The following is an 18,203-nucleotide window of genomic DNA, read 5'->3' as shown; positions in this document are numbered from 1 at the left end:
AAAATTCCACTATAATAACCTTTTTAAATCATAATTTAGATTTAAACATGGTTAATAAAGTTGATAATGGTTTTGGAGAAGATAACTCAATTAATATTAGAGGAGCTCGTCAGCATAATTTAAAAAATATTGATCTTTCTCTACCTAGGAATAAATTTATAGTTTTTACAGGTGTGAGTGGAAGTGGTAAAAGTTCTTTGGCCTTTGATACTATTTTTGCTGAAGGTCAAAGAAGATATGTTGAGAGTCTTTCTGCATACGCAAGGCAATTTTTAGGTCAAGTAGATAAACCAGATGTTGACAATATTGAAGGGTTATCACCTGCTATTTCAATTGATCAAAAATCCACAAGTCATAATCCTCGATCAACAGTTGGAACAGTAACGGAAATACAAGATTATTTAAGACTATTGTTTGGTCGTGCTGGTGAGCCGCATTGTCACCATTGTGGGATTCCAATTGCGCCTCAAACAATAGATGAAATGGTGGATCAAATTCTTCTTTTACCAGAAGGAACAAGGTACCAATTGTTGGCTCCTGTTGTAAGAGGTAAGAAAGGAACACATACAAAATTAATAAGCGGACTAGCTGCTGAAGGATTTGCCAGGGTTAGAATCAATGGAGAGGTAAGAGAACTTGCTGATAGTATTGAATTAGATAAAAATCAAATTCATAATATTGAGGTAGTAGTCGATAGATTAATTGCAAGAGATGGCATACAAGAAAGATTAAATGATTCTCTACAAACTTGTCTCAAAAGAGGAGATGGCTTAGCAATAGTAGAAGTTGTTCCAAAAAAAGGAGAAAACTTACCTTCTAACTTAGAAAGAGAAAAACTTTACTCAGAAAATTATGCATGTCCTGTACATGGATCTATTGTTGAAGAACTTTCTCCTAGATTATTTTCTTTTAATAGCCCATATGGGGCCTGTCCAGATTGCCATGGGATTGGTTATTTAAAAAAATTTACTGCTGATAGAGTTATACCTGATAAAATATTACCTGTTTATGCTGCAATAGCTCCTTGGAGTGAAAAAGATAATACTTATTACTTCTCTTTACTTTATTCTGTAGGACAAGCTTATGGTTTTGAATTAAAAACTCCTTGGAAAGATTTAAGTGATTTGCAAAAAAAAGTATTACTTTTGGGATCAGATAAACCAATATTAATTCAAGCTGATAGTCGTTTTAAAACTTCTAGTGGTTTTGAAAGACCTTTTGAGGGGATTTTGCCAATATTGGAAAGGCAATTAAATGAAGCCAATGGGGAATCAGTTAAACAAAAATTAGAAAAGTATCTAGAATTAGTTCCCTGTAAGACATGTTCTGGAAAAAGATTAAGACCTGAGGCTTTGGCAGTTAAACTTGGTCCTTATAACATTACTGATTTAACTTCTATAAGCGTTTCTGAAACCCTAAATCACGTAGAGCGCATCATGGGCTTAGGTAAGACAAAGAAAGACAGTGTATATTTATCAGAAAAACAAAAGCAGATAGGAGAATTGGTTTTAAAAGAGATTCGTTTACGTTTGAAGTTTTTAATTAATGTAGGTTTAGATTATTTAACTTTAGATAGACCAGCTATGACTTTGTCTGGTGGTGAGGCTCAGCGTATTAGATTGGCTACACAAATAGGTGCAGGTCTTACTGGCGTTTTATATGTACTAGATGAACCAAGTATTGGTTTGCATCAGAGAGACAATGACAGATTATTAGAAACATTAAAAAGCTTAAGAGACTTGGGAAATACTTTGGTTGTCGTTGAACATGATGAAGATACTATGAAATCCGCAGATTATTTAGTAGATATTGGACCAGGGGCAGGTGTTTATGGTGGGGAAATTATTGCTAAAGGATCTTATCAAGATGTCTTAAATTCAGAAAAGTCATTAACGGGAGCTTATCTTAGTGGTAGAAAATCGATTCCTACCCCAAAAGAACGTAGATCATCTGTAAAAAAAAGTTTAATTTTAAATAATTGTTCTAAAAATAATTTAAAAAATATTTCTGTTGAATTTCCTTTAGGAAGATTAGTTGCTGTAACTGGTGTGAGTGGAAGTGGGAAGAGCACTTTGATAAATGAATTACTTCATCCTGCATTATGTCATTCGCTAGGATTAAAAGTCCCTTTTCCTCAGGGTGTAAAAGAGTTAAAGGGTATAAAGGCAATTGACAAAGTTATCGTTATTGATCAATCTCCAATAGGAAGAACTCCAAGATCAAATCCTGCTACATATACAGGTGCTTTTGATCCTATAAGGCAGATATTTACTGCCACAGTAGAAGCAAAAGCAAGAGGTTATCAGGCTGGTCAATTTAGCTTTAATGTGAAAGGAGGAAGATGCGAAGCTTGTAAAGGTCAGGGAGTCAATGTAATTGAAATGAATTTTTTACCTGATGTGTATGTTCAATGTGAAGTATGTAAAGGAGCTCGTTTTAATAGGGAAACTCTTCAGGTGAAATATAAAGGTTTCAATATATCTGACGTTTTAGAGATGACTGTTGAACAAGCTGCAGAAACTTTTTCTGCTATACCTCAAGCTGCTGATAGATTATCTACATTGGTTGATGTTGGCTTAGGATATGTCAAATTAGGCCAGCCAGCTCCTACATTATCTGGTGGAGAGGCTCAAAGAGTTAAGTTGGCTACGGAATTGTCAAAAAGGGCTACTGGAAAAACTTTATATTTGATTGATGAACCAACTACAGGGTTAAGTTTTTATGATGTTCATAAATTAATGGATGTGATACAACGTTTGGTAGATAAAGGTAATTCAGTAATTGTTATTGAACATAATTTAGATGTTATTAGATGTTCAGATTGGATTATCGATTTAGGACCTGATGGAGGGGATAAAGGAGGAGAAATCATTGCAGAAGGTATTCCCGAGGATGTAGCTAAAAGTCCTACAAGTCATACAGCAAAATATCTTAAAAAGGTTCTGAAATAAGAAAATCCTTGTTGCATTTCTTTTTATTTTAAATATTTCAGTAATATGAAATTCTTTTTTAAAGGGGTATAACATTCCTCTATGACTGCGTTTTTGAAAACTTTCATGTAAAAAAAATTTCAAATCATAATGCTTTCTTAATATTTCCTTAGAAAAATCAGCTTATTTGTATTAAAGGCCGTTGATCGGAGGTTTTACTGAATGAGGTTGAAATTTTTACATTTACATTTACATGGTCTTATACGTTCTAAAAATCTTGAGTTAGGCAGGGATGCAGATACAGGAGGGCAAACACAATATGTTTTAGAGTTAATTAAAAGCTTGGCTAATACTTCAGAAGTTGATCAAGTAGATTTAGTTACTCGTTTAATAACAGACCCTAAAGTAGACGATGAATATTCTCAAGAAGAAGAATTTGTAGAACCTGGAGTGAGAATTTTAAGATTCAAATTTGGACCTAATAAATATTTAAGAAAGGAATTGCTTTGGCCTTATTTAGATCATTTAACTGAAAGACTAATTTCTTACTATAAAAAAAACAAAAAGCCTAATTTCATTCATGCACATTATGCAGATGCTGGATATGTAGGAGTTAAACTAAGTAAATCCTTAAACGTTCCTCTTATTTTTACTGGTCATTCTTTAGGCAGAGAGAAAAAAAGGAAACTGCTTGATACTGGTTTAAAAAATTATCAAATAGAAAAATTTTATTCTATAAGTAAAAGAATTGAGGCAGAAGAAAAAGCATTGAAGTCTGCAGATATTGTTGTTACAAGCACTAAACAAGAGTCAGTGTATCAATATTCCCAATATTCTTCTTTTTCACCTCACAAAGCTAGAGTAATTCCTCCTGGTATCGACCATAATAAGTTTCATCATATTCACTCGACTACAGAGACAGCCGAAATTGACAATATGATGCAACCTTTTTTAAAGGATCCTACGAAACCTCCATTATTAAATATTTCTAGAGCTGTACGAAGAAAAAATATCCCCTCTTTGATTGAGGCATATGGAAGATCTGAAAAATTAAAAAGAAAAGCTAATTTAATTTTAATTTTGGGTTGTCGAGATAATACTTCAAAACTTGATCCTCAACAAAAAAGTGTTTTCAATAATATTTTTGAAACGATTGATAAATATAATTTGTATGGAAAAGTGGCTTATCCAAAACAGCATCTTCCAAGTCAGATACCTGCTTTATATAGGTGGGCTGCAAGCAGAGGGGGTGTATTTGTAAATCCAGCTTTAACAGAGCCTTTTGGCTTGACACTTCTTGAGGCTTCGTCATGTGGGTTACCAATAATATCAACAAATGATGGAGGACCAAAAGAAATTCGCTCAAAATGTGAAAATGGACTTTTAGTTGATGTTACTGATATTAATGAGTTGAAAGTTATTCTTGAAAAAGGAATTTCTAACAATAATCAGTGGAAATTATGGAGCAGAAATGGTATTGAAGGTGTTAATAGGCATTTTAGTTGGAACACTCATGTACGAAATTATTTATCAATACTTACAGAAGAGTTTTCAAGATCAAATAGTTATTCTTCATCTGATATTAAACAGAGTTGTTTAAAAGGAAGTTCTTCACTAATAAAACCCCATTGATCGAATACTTTAGGATCAGGGTGAAGAATTACTTGATTGTTATGAGTTTTTTTTAGTTTGAAACCTTTCTTAGATAGTTTTTTCATTAAGTTGGCAGTTTCTTCGAATCTTGATGCCATTGCATCAAGACTTGAGCAATCACTTGTTAATCCATTATCTTTCCATGTAAAAAAACTCATAACAAATTTCTAAAGATTGATTTTTAAAACTATACCTAAAATTACAAGTAAAATGTTGATTTTCCAAAAATTTTCAACTATTTTTTGTTCCTTAATTCCTAGAAGTTCAAAATGGTGATGTAGTGGAGTCATTAAAAATATGCGTTTACCTCTTTGAAATAATTTTTTTGTGATTTTAAAAAAACTTACTTGAATCATTACTGACAATGATTCAATAATAAATATTCCTGAGAAAATAGATAAGGTAAAAATGCTATCGGTTAATAACGCTATAGAACCCAGTATTGCACCAATACTTAGAGATCCTGTGTCACCCATAAATATTTTTGCAGGATAACTATTGTACTTGAGAAATCCTAAACATATGCCGGACATTGAATAACAAAAGATGCTAAAAATAAAAAGTTCTTGCTGTTCTTTCATTAATATTTCTGTTCCTAATCCACAAAAGACAATCGCACTGCATCCAGCTGCTAATCCATCTAGTCCATCAGTCAAATTTACTGCATTACTAAGGCCAACTAGCACTAAAAAAGAAATTGGTAATATGAAAATATTCATATTTATTCCCCAGGATTGAGATATAGTTATTGATGGATTTAATAAATTTTTTTCATAGGCTAGTATTATAAAAACTATTGAGATAATACTTTGTAGAATAAATTTTTCTTTTGCTTTTAACCCTGTATTTTCTTTGTATTTAATACTTAAATAATCATCTAAAAACCCTGTTATAAAGAAACCAAAAACAGTCAGAAATAACAGAAATAATTCTTGAGAACCTAAATTTACAGTTATTATCAAAAGAAAAAATAAAAAAGGAACTATCATAAAAATTCCGCCCATTGTTGGTGTATTACTTTTTTTATAGTGATTAGAGGGCCCTTCAGTTCTAATATTTTGAATTAAATTAAATTTTCTAATTATTTTTAGACCATTTTTTGTTGCTAATAAAGAAATAAAAAAAAATAATGTATAAACTCCTAGAAGAATAAAATTATTAAAAAAATAAGAGGTTATTAATAAAGCGAAAGTATTTAATATTATTAATGTTTTAGCGTTAAACTTTTTAATCTTCCCAATCATCCTCTGAAGGGTCTTCTTCAGTCTTATAATCTTCTTTTTCTCCCATAAGAGCTGAAAGTTCTTCTTCTTCTATAGTACTAATTTCTTGTGAATCACCTTCTTTTTCCGCAACAAGTCTTCCTGTATTTTCAAGCCAAGATAGTAGATCAGGTTCATCCCTTAATGGCAATACAGGAGCTGGATCATCTCTGTGGTAGCAAGTTAAAGCAGGGTTGACTTCAGAAATATCGTCTAATCTAAGTTTCAGTGTATTTGAGTCCATTAAAGGTTATGTTCTATATATAAGATAATACATAATGATGCACACGAAAAACTTTGTTTGATAAAGCAAATTTAAAATATTTTTTTATCTGGCTAATTTCATTGTCTCTGTCTGGATTATTCAAACTTATTGGATACTTGAATCCTAATGTTTTAATAATTAATAACTTTCTTCTATTATTACTAGTTTTTGGTCCAGCTCTTTTAGTTACAATAATATTAGTTTTTAATAAATTTTCAAATTCTTAATTACGTAAAAAATTTAAATTTATGGAGCAAATTTAGATGCAGCAGGCAAACAAAGTTGTACTAGCGTATTCTGGTGGGGTAGATACGAGTGTTTGTATTCCATACTTAAAAAATGAATATGGAATTTCAGAAGTGGTTACTTTTGTAGCAGATCTTGGACAAGGCGAGGATTTAGAATTTATTAGACAAAAAGCTTTAAATTCTGGTGCGTCTAAATCAATTGTTGGTAACTTAGTTAATAGATTTGTTGAGAAATATGCTTTTCCAGCTATTAGAGCAAACGCACTATATTTAGATAAATATCCTTTGTCTACAGCTCTTGCAAGGCCTTTAATTGCTGAAAATCTAGTAAATATTGCTCGAGAGATTAATGCTGATGCGGTAGCTCATGGATGTACTGGTAAAGGCAATGATCAGGTTCGATTTGATTTGGCAATTAATGCTTTAGGCCCTGATTTGAAAATAATTACTCCTGCAAGGGAGTGGAATATGAGTAGGGAGGAGGCGATAGTATATGGAGAAAAATTTGGTATTCCTGCCCCAGTATCAAAAAAATCACCTTATTCAATAGACGTTAACTTACTTGGTAGAAGTGTTGAAGCGGGGATTTTAGAAGACCCAATGCAAGAAGCGCCTGAGGATATATTTGCGATGACATCATCAATTGATAATGCACCTGATTCCCCTCAGGAAATAGAAATTATTTTTAAAAATGGTTTTCCAGTTGGAATTAATGATGAATTTTTAACTTCATTAGAGATTATTCAAAAAGCAAATGATCTTGCAGGTGCGCATGGTTTTGGAAGAATAGATATGATTGAAGATAGAGTAGTCGGAATTAAAAGTAGAGAGATTTACGAAACACCTGGCCTTTTACTTTTAATCAAAGCTCACAAAGAATTAGAGAGCATTACATTAAACCCTGACGTTATCGACTTTAAAGGAATAGTAGAAAAAAAATGGGGTCAATTAGTCTACCAAGGTTTTTGGTTTGGACCTCTTAAAGATAGTTTAGATGCATTTATTTCATCGACGCAAACTTCAGTTAATGGAAGAGTAAAGATTAGACTTCATAAGGGGAACGCAATAGTAATTGGAAGAATGTCGGAAAATAATTCACTTTACAGGGAAGATTTGGCAACTTACAACAAAGAGGATGTTTTCAATCACTCTTTAGCAGAGGGTTTTATTTATATGTGGGGTATGTCTAATAAAATATGGGCTGAATTAAATTCAAAAACAAAAGATTAATATTTAAGATTATGCATTTTATTAGGTTGCAATATCATCTTGTGCCGAAGTTGAAGTATCTGCGCTCGCTAAAGGTTGTGTTTCTTTAGATTTAGCTTTGGCTTCTGGATTTTCTTTATCTTTATCATCTTTTTGAGTTGAATTTTGAGTAGAAGGTCTTGGAGTTGGCAAAGGTCCTTCTTGTTTAACGGTCATATATCTTATAACATCATCACTAAGTCTCATTGCCTTTTCAATTTTGAAAATATGTTGTCCATCACCTTGATGACTTAGTTGAACGTAAATACCTTCTCTATGTTTTGAAATTGGATAGGCTAATCTTCTTTTACCCCTCATTTGACTATCGAGAATGGAACCGCCAAATTCTTCTAAAAGTTTATTGTATTTATCAATGTGGTTAGTTACTTCATCTTCCGCAATATCTGGGCGGAGGATGTACATGGTTTCGTAATAAGATTGTTGATCTTTCATAGTTTCAGACAAGGTCTTTGGCTCATGAATTGATGTGATGAGCGTCTGTTCATCTTTAACGATACATCATGATGTGCAGTTCCTTGAAAATTAGCATCATTTATTTTAAAGATAATTTTTGATTGCTTCATTCATAATATGAAAAGGTACTTCTAAGCCATTTGTCCAGAATGATAATGATTTCAATCCCTGAGCAACAAGCATCTGCAAACCATCGATAGTCATACATCCTTTGTTAGCGCTAAATTTCAATAGATGAGTAGGAGAAGGATTGTAGATTAAATCATAAACTATTGTTTTTGAGTTAAGAGGTCTCCAAAAAGACTCCCCATATGGCAATACATTCATTTCATGTTTTGCTGTGTTCATTCCTACTGGTGTTGTATTTACGACTAAATCTGCCTCTTCAATTAAATTTTGAGCTTGATTATCATTGTTTAACAAACCTTCAAGTTCAATCTGATTTTCAAAATTTTTTATTAAGTCATCTAGTTGTGATTTATTTCTTGATACTACTGAAATTCTTGAAAGATTTAAATTTATTAATCCTTGAATAACTGATCGTGCTGCACCACCAGAGCCAAGAACAATAGATTTCTTTTTTGTTAATTTCAATGTTTTTAACGGATAAATAAAACCTTCTACATCTGTGTTAGTTGCGCTCCATTCTTTTTCAGAATTTAACTTTAGAGTATTAATTGCTTTCAATTTTCTTGCAATAGGCGAAATTTCACTACAGAGGTTAAATACTTTTTCTTTGTGGGGAATTGTAATATTTAGACCTTTGCAATTAATTTTTTTTAAAGAATTCAGAACTAATTCAAGATCTTCATCTTTGCAAGGTATGGCAATATAAATTAAATCAAGACCTAAATATTGAAGTGCAGCATTTTGCATAATCGGTGACAAAGAATGCTCTATTGGATTACCGATTAATGCAATAAAAGATGTTTTGCTTGAAATCATTTTTAGAAATTTTTTCTTAAAAAATAAAGACCTGTTCGGGAACCACACCCCGTCTCTGAGTAACAATAATGACCCCGATGACCGATTATGGAGAATATCAAATATAAGAATTTACCCATGGGTAAGGTTGTAGGAATCGATTTAGGAACAACTAATAGTTGTGTCGCTGTTATGGAAGGTGGTAAACCCACTGTAATAGCAAATGCTGAGGGTTTCAGAACTACTCCATCAGTTGTTGCATATACAAAGAATCAAGATCAGCTTGTTGGACAAATTGCTAAAAGACAAGCTGTTATGAATCCTGAAAATACTTTTTATTCTGCAAAGCGTTTTGTTGGTAGAAGAGTCGATGAAGTTAATGAAGAATCTAAAGAAGTTAGTTACTCTGTTGAAAAGTCTGGCTCAAGTGTTAAATTAAAATGCCCTATTTTAGACAAGCAGTTTTCTCCTGAAGAAGTAAGCTCTCAAGTTTTAAGAAAGTTAGCAGATGATGCGGGTAAATACCTTGGTGAAAAAGTTACACAGGCTGTAATTACGGTTCCAGCTTATTTTAATGATTCTCAAAGACAGGCCACAAAAGATGCAGGTAAGATTGCAGGTTTAGAAGTTCTAAGAATTGTCAATGAGCCAACTGCTGCAGCTTTAGCATATGGTTTAGATAAAGAAAATGAAAAAATTCTTGTTTTTGATTTAGGGGGAGGAACATTCGACGTCTCAGTGATTGAAGCTGGTGATGGAGTAACTGAAGTTCTCTCTACATCGGGTGATACTCATCTTGGGGGAGATGATTTTGATAGATGTATCGTTGATCATTTAGCTAGTACCTTTAAATCAAATGAGGGGATCGACCTTAGACAAGATAAGCAAGCTTTACAAAGACTTACTGAAGCAGCAGAAAAAGCAAAAATTGAACTTTCAAATGCCACCCAAAGTGAGATAAATCTACCTTTTATTACAGCCACTCCTGAAGGTCCAAAACATTTAGATTTGAACCTAACTCGAGCAAAGTTTGAGGAATTAGCCGCTTCATTAATTGATAGATGCAAGACTCCAGTTGAGAGAGCTATAAGTGATGCAAAAATTTCTACTACTGAAATTGACGAGGTTGTAATGGTTGGAGGCTCATCTAGAATACCCGCTGTATTAGATTTAGTTAAAAAAATAATAGGTAAAGAACCAAATCAAACTGTAAATCCTGATGAGGTAGTAGCTGTTGGTGCTGCAATTCAGGGAGGAGTTCTAGCAGGAGAAGTTAAAGATATATTATTGCTTGATGTTACTCCGCTTTCTTTAGGTGTAGAGACCTTAGGGGGAGTAATGACAAAAATGATAAATCGAAATACTACAGTTCCTACAAAAAAGTCTGAAACATATTCAACTGCTGTGGATGGTCAAACAAATGTAGAAATTCATGTATTACAAGGTGAAAGAGAAATGGCTTCTGATAATAAAAGTTTAGGAACCTTTAGATTAGATGGTATACCTTCAGCTCCTAGAGGTGTTCCGCAAATTGAAGTTACTTTTGATATTGATGCAAATGGTATTCTTAGTGTTACTGCTAAAGATAAAGGAAGTGGTAAAGAGCAAAGTATCTCTATCACTGGTGCTTCTACTTTGTCCGATAATGAAGTAGAAAAAATGGTAAAAGATGCTGAATCAAATGCTTCAGCAGATAAAGAAAAAAGAGAAAAAATTGATCTAAAAAACCAAGCTGAAACACTTGTCTATCAGACAGAAAAGCAACTTGGTGAATTGGGAGATAAAATTGATGCTGAGGCAAAGTCTAAGGTTGAAGAAAAAAGCAATGCCTTAAAAGAGGCCACATCTAAAGAAGATTATGAATCAATGAAAAAACTTCTTGAAGAACTTCAGCAAGAACTTTATGCAGTTGGTTCATCTGTTTATCAGCAACCTGGAAATCAGCCTCCTGCAGCTGGTGGGCCTGATCAGAATGACTCAAATGAAAAAGGTGGAGATGATGTTATTGATGCAGACTTTACTGAAACAAAAGATTAAGAAAGGTATTTTTTAATTTCATTAGCGACCCATTTAGAACAAGCTGGTGCAAGTAAAATCCCATTTTTATAAAAACCTGTACATATAATCAGTCCATCTTCTAAATTTTTCATAATTGGTGAAGGTTCTCCATCTGGTCTTGATCTTATACCAAACCACTTTTTAGAGACTTTACCTTTGGCAAGCCAACTTGGTTTTTTATCGAGAAAATTTGTTAATTTTTCAAATATATTTTCTTCGGGTTTAGTACTATTTTCATCAGTTGAACCAATAATTAGCTTGTTTTTTGATTTTGGAATTATATTTTTACCATCTATGTTGAATTGTTTTGGTAGAGATAATAAATCAACTTCTGCATCATTTATATCAACTTCTATAGCTTGACCTAAGACAGGCTTTAATTTGATGTTATGAGATAGGTTATCTATTAAATCAACCGCTTTTAAAGAGTTACACAAAATAACTATGTCAGATTTAATTTCTTCATTGTTAATTGTTGTAGAAATCCACTGTTTGTTTGATTTTCTGATTTTTATTATTTCTTCTTTTAAAAAATTTATTTTTTTATTATTTAGATATTTATCTAATGTCTTAAGTAATGATTTAGCATTAATTTTTCCATCTTTGATGGACATCATTCCTCTTATATTGTTTGTCTGAAATGCTCTATTTATCTTTGCAATAATAGGCGAGTCTCTTTCAAGAACTTGTAAGTCTAGATTATTATTTTCATAAATAAATTTCTTTAATTTTTTAAATTTTTCTTCATTCGTAGTAAGTTGTATTAATGGTTTTTCGATATTTAATTTATTATTAAATTTTTGCAGGAATTCAATCCATTTTGGCCATAATTCAATGCTTTGCTTCCTTAGGTCCCAGCTCCTCCCTCTTCTTTTTTGATACATATTACCCATCAGTAAGCCTAAAGCTGCATTGCTACTATTTTGGAGTTGAGATGGATCTATTATTGTTATTTGAAAACCTAATTCTGACAATTCTAAGGCGTTAAATTTTCCAATAATTCCTGATCCAATAATAACTATATGTTTTTTTTGAAAATTTTCTTTTAAGCTTTTCATTGATATATTAGATATACTTGCTTATTTGACTTAATAGTTAAAGATTTTTTGGAACATCCTTCAATTATATTCAAAATTGTTTGTCCCGATCGTCCTGGTCTAGTAAGTTTACTTACAAGTTGGATTTCAAACTATGGTGGCAATATAAAGCATTCTGATCATCATACGGACCAAGACGCGGGTTTGTTTCTTAGTCGAATTGAATGGAATAGTAATAAAGCATTTTTTAATAGAGATGAAATTTATAATGAATTTCAAAAAATTGCAGATGAAGTAAACGGAAAATTTAACGTAAATTATTCTGATGAAATTCCAAATGTTGCTATTTTCGTGAGTAAACAAAATCATTGTTTGATTGATTTACTTTGGCGAGTAAGAAATGGTGAACTCAAAATGAAAGTGCCGTTAATAATTTCTAATCATTCTGATCTTGAAAATATTGCAAATGACTTTAATGCAAAATTTGTCCATATTGATACTTTTAAAATTGATAAATCTATTGTTGAAGATCAAATTTTGAATTTATTAAAAGAATATGAAATTGAATTTGTTGTATTAGCCAAATATATGCAAATTTTGAGTGATTCTTTTTTAAAAAAGTTTCCTTCAATAATAAATATTCATCATTCTTTCTTACCTGCATTTAAGGGAGGACAACCATATCATCGAGCATGGAAGAGAGGTGTTAAATTAATCGGTGCTACTGCTCACTATGTTACTGAAGATCTTGATGAAGGCCCGATAATAGAGCAATGCACTGTTAATGTAAGTCATAGGGATGAAGTTGATGATTTGATAAGAAAAGGAAGAGATATTGAAAGAATAGCTTTAGCAAGAGCGGTTAGATTACATCTAAATCATCAAGTATTTGTTTATAACAGCAAAACCGCTGTTTTTGATTGAAGGTACTTTCTTAGTCTTCTAATTCTATTTGTATTTGTCTTTCATAAATTGATTCTTCATTAAAAGCTCTTGCTATCAAGAAACTGGCAATGCAGCTGATTAAGACAGGTTTCATTATCAATAAATTTTTTGTTAAAGCAAAAGCTAAAAACATTGCTGTTATTGGTGTTCGCGAACATCCAGCTACGAAAGCTCCCATTCCCGCAAAAATGTATGTACTTGGAGCATGCCCTGTCGCAATTTCTACCCCGCTTCCCATTATTAGTCCTATTGATCCTCCTAAAGTAAGCATTGGATAGAATAATCCTCCTGGAGCTCCAGATGCAGCAGCTAAACCTGTCGTGATAAACAGTACTAAAACTGCTAATAAAGCAATTCCAATACTTGTATTTTGTTCAGCTATTATTTTCTGTAATTCATCTAAATTATGAAATGTACTGGGTAAACAAGAGTAGATACTTCCTAAAGTAAGTCCACAGATACTCATTTTTAAAACAAATTTATTTTTGTACCATTTTTTCCCAAGATTTTGCATTAACAAAACATATCTGCTGTACAATTCTGCAAACATCCCAATAATTATTCCTAATAAAACTAAGTAAATAAAATCTACAGGCAAGAAAAAAACCGATGGGTCATATTCTTTTTGAATCAAAAATCCCAGGTTAAAATCAAAGCCTCCTGCTTTAGGATCTAAACCCAAGGCTTGAATAATATCAGCAGATGAATCTGCAATAAAAGTTGTAATTACTACTAATAGCAAAATTACTGGTCTAGCAGAGTTTAATAACTCTTCTATTGCATAGACAAACCCTCCTAATGGAGCGCTAAATACCGCAGCTATTCCAGCACCACCGCCTGCTGCAACTATTACTCTTCTGAATGCTGTAGGAGCTTTGAGCCACTTGGCCATTTGCCAAGCTACTGATCCTCCCATTTGAACTGATGGACCCTCTGGGCCTAAAGGGAATCCACTACCTATAGCAATAATTCCTGAAATGAGCTTTACTAAACCTACTTTTAAATTCATTGGAACTTTTTTATGTCTTAAGAAACCCATGATTTGACTCACGCCTGAACCTTTTGCAGCAGGCGCTATATTCTTGATCAAATATCCTGCAATAGCTCCTCCCAGAGCTCCAAAAATAGGTAAGACAGCAATAGATGGGAATTGGTCTAATAATGCTAATCTCCAATTATTAATAAAATAGATTCCAGTTTTAAAAGATATGCTTGTAATTGAGGCCCCTAAACCTGTCAATAAAAGCGAAAATGCAACTACTAGAGATCTCTGCTTTAATAATTTTTTGATGCTACGAGAAGAATTATTACTTGTTTTTTGAATATTATCTTTTATAAAGTTTTGCATAGTTCATGATTACTTTGTCAAGCTGAAATCTTTTATTTCATCAAATTGAAGATAGCGATAAAGTTCATTTGAATATGGATTAATTTTATTTTTAGTAATATCCTGATATTCTTCAACTTCAGGTATTTTTCCAAGCAGTGCGCAAACTGCTGCTAATTCAGCGCTCCCTAAAAAGACTTGTGCATTCTTGCCAAGTCTATTGTCAAAATTTCTTGTACTTGTAGAAAATACCACGGAACCTTCATCAACTCTGGCTTGATTTCCCATACATAAAGAACAGCCTGGTAACTCTAACCTTGCACCACAATCTTCGAATATTTTATAGTAACCTTCATTTTTTAGAGTTTCTTCATCCATTTTAGTTGGTGGACAAATCCATAATTTAGATTTTAAATTTTGTACACCTTCAAGAACTTTCGCAGCTGCCCTGTAGTGACCAATATTTGTCATGCAAGAACCTATAAAAACCTCGTCAATATTTGTATTTGCTACATCAGCGATTTCTTTTACATTATCTGGATCGTTAGGGCAAGCAACTATAGGTTGTGTTACTTTTGCTAAATCAATGTCAATGATTTCTTCATACTGAGCGTTTAAATCTGGTTGAATTAATGATGGCTTTTTTAACCAATTTTTCATATCATTGATTCTTCTTGAAATCGATTTTGAATCTTCATAATTGCTCTCGATCATTTTTTCAAGCAGACAAATATTGCTCCTTAAGTACTCTTGAACAGTTTCTTGGGATAAAAGTATTGTGCTACCAGCGCAGGAGCGTTCTGCAGTAGCATCAGTAAGTTCAAAAGCTTGTTCAAGTTTTAGGTTTGGCAATCCCTCAATTTCCATAATTTTGCCGTTAAATATATTTTTTTTATTTTCTTTCTCAACAGTTAAGAGTCCTTTTTTAATAGCGAATAGAGGGATTGCATTTACTAAATCTCTTAGAGTAATTCCTGGTAATAATTCACCCTTAAATTTAACCAGTATAGATTCCGGCATATTTAATGGCATTGACCCTATTGCAGCGGCAAAGGCAACAATGCCAGAGCCTCCAGGAAATGAAATGCCAAGTGGAAATCTTGTATGACTATCTCCACCAGTACCAACAGTATCGGGAAGAAGCATTCTGTTAAGCCAACTATGTATTATGCCATCTCCAGGCTTAAGAGCTACTCCACCTCTTTGAGATATAAAATCAGGTAATTCTTTATGTGTAATTAGATCTACTGGTTTAGGATATGCAGCCGTATGACAAAAACTTTGCATTACTAAATCTGCAGTAAATCCTAAACAAGCTAATTCTTTTAGTTCATCTCTAGTCATTGGCCCAGTAGTGTCTTGACTACCAACTGTCGTCATAATTGGCTCGCAGGTCATTCCTGGCCTAACTCCATCTAAGCCGCATGCTTTGCCTACTATTTTTTGAGCTTGAGTAAAGCCGTCAGTGCTTTCGGTTGGATTTTGTGGTCGGATAAATATTTCACTCGGTTGAAAATCTAATTTGTTTCTTATTTTGTCCGTAAGAGATCTTCCAATCATAAGATTAATTCTTCCGCCAGCCTGAATTTCATCAGTAAGAGTTGATGGAAATAAGTTGAATTTGCTTATTAATTCTTCAGTATTTGACTCTTTTTCAATTTTTTTAATAATACCTTCATATGGATATATTTTTATTACATCTCCTGTTTTCATGTGAGATACATCAGCTTCAATAGGTAAAGCCCCGGAATCTTGTGCTGTATTAAAGAAAATTGGGGCTATTTTGCTACCAATTATTATTCCACCTGTTTTTTTGTTTGGAACACAATCAATATCTTCTCCTATGTGCCAAATGAGCGAATTAATAGCAGATTTTCTAGAACTCCCCGTTCCAACAACATCTCCTACATAAGCTATTGGTAAATTTTGTTTTTTTAAATTATCAAGAATCTTAAGTCCATCAGGTTTTTTAAATTCCAACATAGCCAATGCGTGCATCGGAATATCAGGGCGTGTTGTTGCATGTACAGCCGGAGATAAGTCGTCTGTATTCGTCTCCCCGTCAACTTTAAATACTAAACAAGTAATCTCTTTCCCTAGAACTTTTTTATTTTTGAACCATTCTGCATTTGCCCAACTATTTACAACTTCTTTTGCATAAGTATTATTTTGAGATAATTCATAAATCTCATTAGCTGAGTCGTAAACAAGAATAATATTTTTTAAAACTTCTGCCGCTTTTTTAGCGAGTAAATTATCTTCTCTTTTAAGTATTTCAACCAAAGAATTTACATTATATCCGCCTATCATTGTTCCTAATATTTCAATTGCTTTTTCAGGATTAATTAATTTGCAATATTTTTCGGAATTAACAATAGCTGTAAGCCAGCTTGCTTTTACATAAGCAGCCTCATCAACTCCTGGTGGTACTCTATTTATCAGTAAATCAAGTAAATAAGATGAATTGTAAGTATTATCATGTTCCAATAATTTTGTAATACAATTTGTTTGCTCAGCATTTAAAGGCAAAGGAGGTATACCTTTGGCAGCTCTTTCTGCTACGTGATTTGCATAATCTTTTAGCAATGTTTCCAAATTCTTCATTAGTAAGGTTTAATGCCTAATCTATTGTTATTTTTAATATTGAAAAGGAGAGTATTCATAAATGCTTTTTTAAATATTCAAACTTCTTAATTAATCAATGACGACATCATCAAATAATTCAGCTTTAGAAAAGACGTCAGATTTACATGTTGTTGAAACGCGTCCATTAATACCTCCAAGCAGATTACATAATGATATACCTTTAGATAACGCCTCTGCTAATACAGTATCTAAAACTAGAAGATCGATACAAAACATTTTGCATCATAATGATCAAAAGCTTTTAGTCATTGTTGGTCCATGTTCAATTCATGATTTAGAGGCGGCGAAGGAATATTCAAAATATATCCAAAACTTTCGAGAAATTTATAATGATAAATTAGAAATAATCATGAGAGTATATTTCGAGAAGCCTAGAACTACTATTGGCTGGAAGGGATTGATAAATGATCCTCATCTAGATGATTCTTATGATATTAATACTGGTTTAAGAAGGGCGAGAAGTTTACTTTCATATCTAGCTACCCGTGGCGTACCCGCTGCTACAGAATTACTAGATCCAATTGTTCCCCAATATATTGCCGATTTAATAAGTTGGACAGCTATAGGTGCGCGTACTACTGAAAGTCAAACACATAGGGAAATGGCATCAGGATTATCAATGCCTATAGGCTTTAAAAATGGAACAGATGGTTCTTTTACTACTGCAATCAATGCAATGCAGTCAGCTTCAAAATCTCATCATTTCTTAGGTGTAAATGAAAACGGAATGGCTTCTATTGTAAATACTACAGGAAATCCAGATGGACATATAGTTTTAAGGGGCGGTTCAAAAGGTCCAAATTTTGAGAGTGATCACGTTAAAAGAATTTCAGCTGAATTGAGGCAATGTAATCTTCCATATAAAGTGATGATTGATTGTAGTCATGGAAATTCCAATAAAGATTTCCGAAAACAGTCAGAAGTTCTAAAAAATATAGCTTCTCAAATAAGTAATGGTGAAAAAAATATTTTAGGAGTTATGTTAGAAAGTCATTTGAAGGAAGGGAATCAAAAACTTTTAAAAAAAGAGGATCTCGAGTTTGGCAGAAGCATTACGGATGCCTGTATAGATATAGAAACAACAAAAAATTTACTAGCTATTCTATACAATTCACTTAGTTAGTTATAAAAAAATTAAAAAATAATGCTGAACAAATTGGAACAATGAAATTATCTATTCCTAAAA

The 18,203-nt window shown here is 32.6% G+C and carries 14 protein-coding genes; 6 read left to right on the top strand and 8 right to left on the bottom strand.

Going from position 1 to position 18,203, the window contains the following annotated elements; genetic code table 11:
• Positions 1-47 precede the first annotated feature (47 nt).
• Both uvrA and EV01_RS00775 read left to right on the top strand, forming a co-directional pair.
• Positions 48-2,951: an excinuclease ABC subunit UvrA gene (gene uvrA / locus EV01_RS00770; protein ID WP_032518037.1), complete on the top strand. Its 2,904-nt coding sequence runs from the start codon at positions 48-50 to the stop codon at positions 2,949-2,951.
• A gap of 201 nt (positions 2,952-3,152) precedes the next feature.
• A complete protein-coding gene (locus EV01_RS00775; RefSeq protein ID WP_032518036.1) occupies positions 3,153-4,562 on the top strand; it encodes a glycosyltransferase in 1,410 nt (469 codons plus the stop codon).
• On the opposite strand, the gene EV01_RS0109230 is transcribed toward EV01_RS00775, so the two are convergent.
• Genes EV01_RS0109230 through EV01_RS0109225 form a run of 3 tightly spaced genes read right to left on the bottom strand, consistent with a single transcriptional unit; the run spans position 4,496 to position 6,089 of the window.
• Complete coding sequence (locus tag EV01_RS0109230) at positions 4,496-4,741, bottom strand: hypothetical protein (protein WP_032518520.1); 246 nt, start codon at positions 4,739-4,741, stop codon at positions 4,496-4,498. The genes EV01_RS00775 and EV01_RS0109230 overlap by 67 nt on opposite strands.
• A gap of 9 nt (positions 4,742-4,750) precedes the next feature.
• The gene (mraY, locus tag EV01_RS00780; RefSeq protein ID WP_032518519.1) at positions 4,751-5,827 is read right to left on the bottom strand and encodes a phospho-N-acetylmuramoyl-pentapeptide-transferase; all 1,077 of its coding nucleotides are present in this window, start codon (positions 5,825-5,827) and stop codon (positions 4,751-4,753) included.
• The gene (locus EV01_RS0109225; protein WP_032518033.1) at positions 5,811-6,089 is read right to left on the bottom strand and encodes a DUF3134 family protein; all 279 of its coding nucleotides are present in this window, start codon (positions 6,087-6,089) and stop codon (positions 5,811-5,813) included. The genes mraY and EV01_RS0109225 overlap by 17 nt, the downstream gene beginning before the upstream one ends.
• Before the next feature lie 284 nt (positions 6,090-6,373).
• Here EV01_RS0109225 and EV01_RS00785 point away from each other — a divergent pair, with 284 nt between their 5' ends.
• A complete protein-coding gene (locus EV01_RS00785; RefSeq protein WP_032518031.1) occupies positions 6,374-7,588 on the top strand; it encodes an argininosuccinate synthase in 1,215 nt (404 codons plus the stop codon).
• 21 nt (positions 7,589-7,609) lie between these two features.
• On the opposite strand, the gene rpsF is transcribed toward EV01_RS00785, so the two are convergent.
• Complete coding sequence (gene rpsF, locus EV01_RS0109215) at positions 7,610-8,059, bottom strand: 30S ribosomal protein S6 (RefSeq protein WP_032518030.1); 450 nt, start codon at positions 8,057-8,059, stop codon at positions 7,610-7,612.
• Positions 8,060-8,164: 105 nt separating this feature from the next.
• Entirely contained in the window at positions 8,165-9,025 is an 861-nt protein-coding gene (locus EV01_RS00790) for a shikimate dehydrogenase (protein WP_032518029.1), read from the bottom strand.
• 117 nt (positions 9,026-9,142) lie between these two features.
• Between EV01_RS00790 and dnaK the strand changes: the two genes are divergently transcribed.
• A complete protein-coding gene (gene dnaK / locus EV01_RS00795; RefSeq protein WP_032518028.1) occupies positions 9,143-11,041 on the top strand; it encodes a molecular chaperone DnaK in 1,899 nt (632 codons plus the stop codon).
• Here the strand turns inward: dnaK and EV01_RS00800 are convergent.
• Entirely contained in the window at positions 11,038-12,120 is a 1,083-nt protein-coding gene (locus tag EV01_RS00800) for an FAD-dependent oxidoreductase (RefSeq protein ID WP_032518027.1), read from the bottom strand. The genes dnaK and EV01_RS00800 overlap by 4 nt on opposite strands.
• Before the next feature lie 48 nt (positions 12,121-12,168).
• Between EV01_RS00800 and purU the strand changes: the two genes are divergently transcribed.
• The gene (gene purU / locus EV01_RS00805; RefSeq protein ID WP_032518026.1) at positions 12,169-13,023 is read left to right on the top strand and encodes a formyltetrahydrofolate deformylase; all 855 of its coding nucleotides are present in this window, start codon (positions 12,169-12,171) and stop codon (positions 13,021-13,023) included.
• Positions 13,024-13,033: 10 nt separating this feature from the next.
• Here the strand turns inward: purU and EV01_RS00810 are convergent, their stop codons facing one another.
• Both EV01_RS00810 and acnB read right to left on the bottom strand, forming a co-directional pair.
• Complete coding sequence (locus EV01_RS00810) at positions 13,034-14,392, bottom strand: ClC family H(+)/Cl(-) exchange transporter (RefSeq protein WP_032518025.1); 1,359 nt, start codon at positions 14,390-14,392, stop codon at positions 13,034-13,036.
• 9 nt (positions 14,393-14,401) lie between these two features.
• On the bottom strand, positions 14,402-16,975 hold the full coding sequence (acnB, locus tag EV01_RS00815; protein WP_080725734.1) for a bifunctional aconitate hydratase 2/2-methylisocitrate dehydratase: 2,574 nt from the start codon (positions 16,973-16,975) through the stop codon (positions 14,402-14,404).
• Positions 16,976-17,072: 97 nt separating this feature from the next.
• On the opposite strand from acnB, the gene EV01_RS00820 reads away from it, so the two are divergent.
• On the top strand, positions 17,073-18,140 hold the full coding sequence (locus tag EV01_RS00820) for a 3-deoxy-7-phosphoheptulonate synthase (protein ID WP_032518024.1): 1,068 nt from the start codon (positions 17,073-17,075) through the stop codon (positions 18,138-18,140).
• Positions 18,141-18,203: the final 63 nt, after the last annotated feature.

The sequence above is a fragment of the Prochlorococcus marinus str. MIT 9401 genome (assembly GCF_000760095.1).
In the GTDB taxonomy this organism is placed as follows: domain Bacteria; phylum Cyanobacteriota; class Cyanobacteriia; order PCC-6307; family Cyanobiaceae; genus Prochlorococcus_A; species Prochlorococcus_A marinus_I.
The sequence above is the reverse complement of the archived record's forward strand: the minus strand, read 5'-3'. Positions and strand labels throughout refer to the sequence as shown.

Excerpts from the sequence above, each read along its gene's own strand:
- uvrA (WP_032518037.1), top strand. The coding sequence starts at position 48 with ATGGTTAATAAAGTTGATAATGGTTTTGGAGAAGATAACTCAATTAAT.
- EV01_RS00775 (WP_032518036.1), top strand. The coding sequence starts at position 3,153 with ATGAGGTTGAAATTTTTACATTTACATTTACATGGTCTTATACGTTCT.
- EV01_RS0109230 (WP_032518520.1), bottom strand. The coding sequence starts at position 4,741 with ATGAGTTTTTTTACATGGAAAGATAATGGATTAACAAGTGATTGCTCA.
- mraY (WP_032518519.1), bottom strand. The coding sequence starts at position 5,827 with ATGATTGGGAAGATTAAAAAGTTTAACGCTAAAACATTAATAATATTA.
- EV01_RS0109225 (WP_032518033.1), bottom strand. The coding sequence starts at position 6,089 with ATGGACTCAAATACACTGAAACTTAGATTAGACGATATTTCTGAAGTC.
- EV01_RS00785 (WP_032518031.1), top strand. The coding sequence starts at position 6,374 with ATGCAGCAGGCAAACAAAGTTGTACTAGCGTATTCTGGTGGGGTAGAT.
- rpsF (WP_032518030.1), bottom strand. The coding sequence starts at position 8,059 with ATGAAAGATCAACAATCTTATTACGAAACCATGTACATCCTCCGCCCA.
- EV01_RS00790 (WP_032518029.1), bottom strand. The coding sequence starts at position 9,025 with ATGATTTCAAGCAAAACATCTTTTATTGCATTAATCGGTAATCCAATA.
- dnaK (WP_032518028.1), top strand. The coding sequence starts at position 9,143 with ATGGGTAAGGTTGTAGGAATCGATTTAGGAACAACTAATAGTTGTGTC.
- EV01_RS00800 (WP_032518027.1), bottom strand. The coding sequence starts at position 12,120 with ATGAAAAGCTTAAAAGAAAATTTTCAAAAAAAACATATAGTTATTATT.
- EV01_RS00810 (WP_032518025.1), bottom strand. The coding sequence starts at position 14,392 with ATGCAAAACTTTATAAAAGATAATATTCAAAAAACAAGTAATAATTCT.
- acnB (WP_080725734.1), bottom strand. The coding sequence starts at position 16,975 with ATGAAGAATTTGGAAACATTGCTAAAAGATTATGCAAATCACGTAGCA.
- EV01_RS00820 (WP_032518024.1), top strand. The coding sequence starts at position 17,073 with ATGACGACATCATCAAATAATTCAGCTTTAGAAAAGACGTCAGATTTA.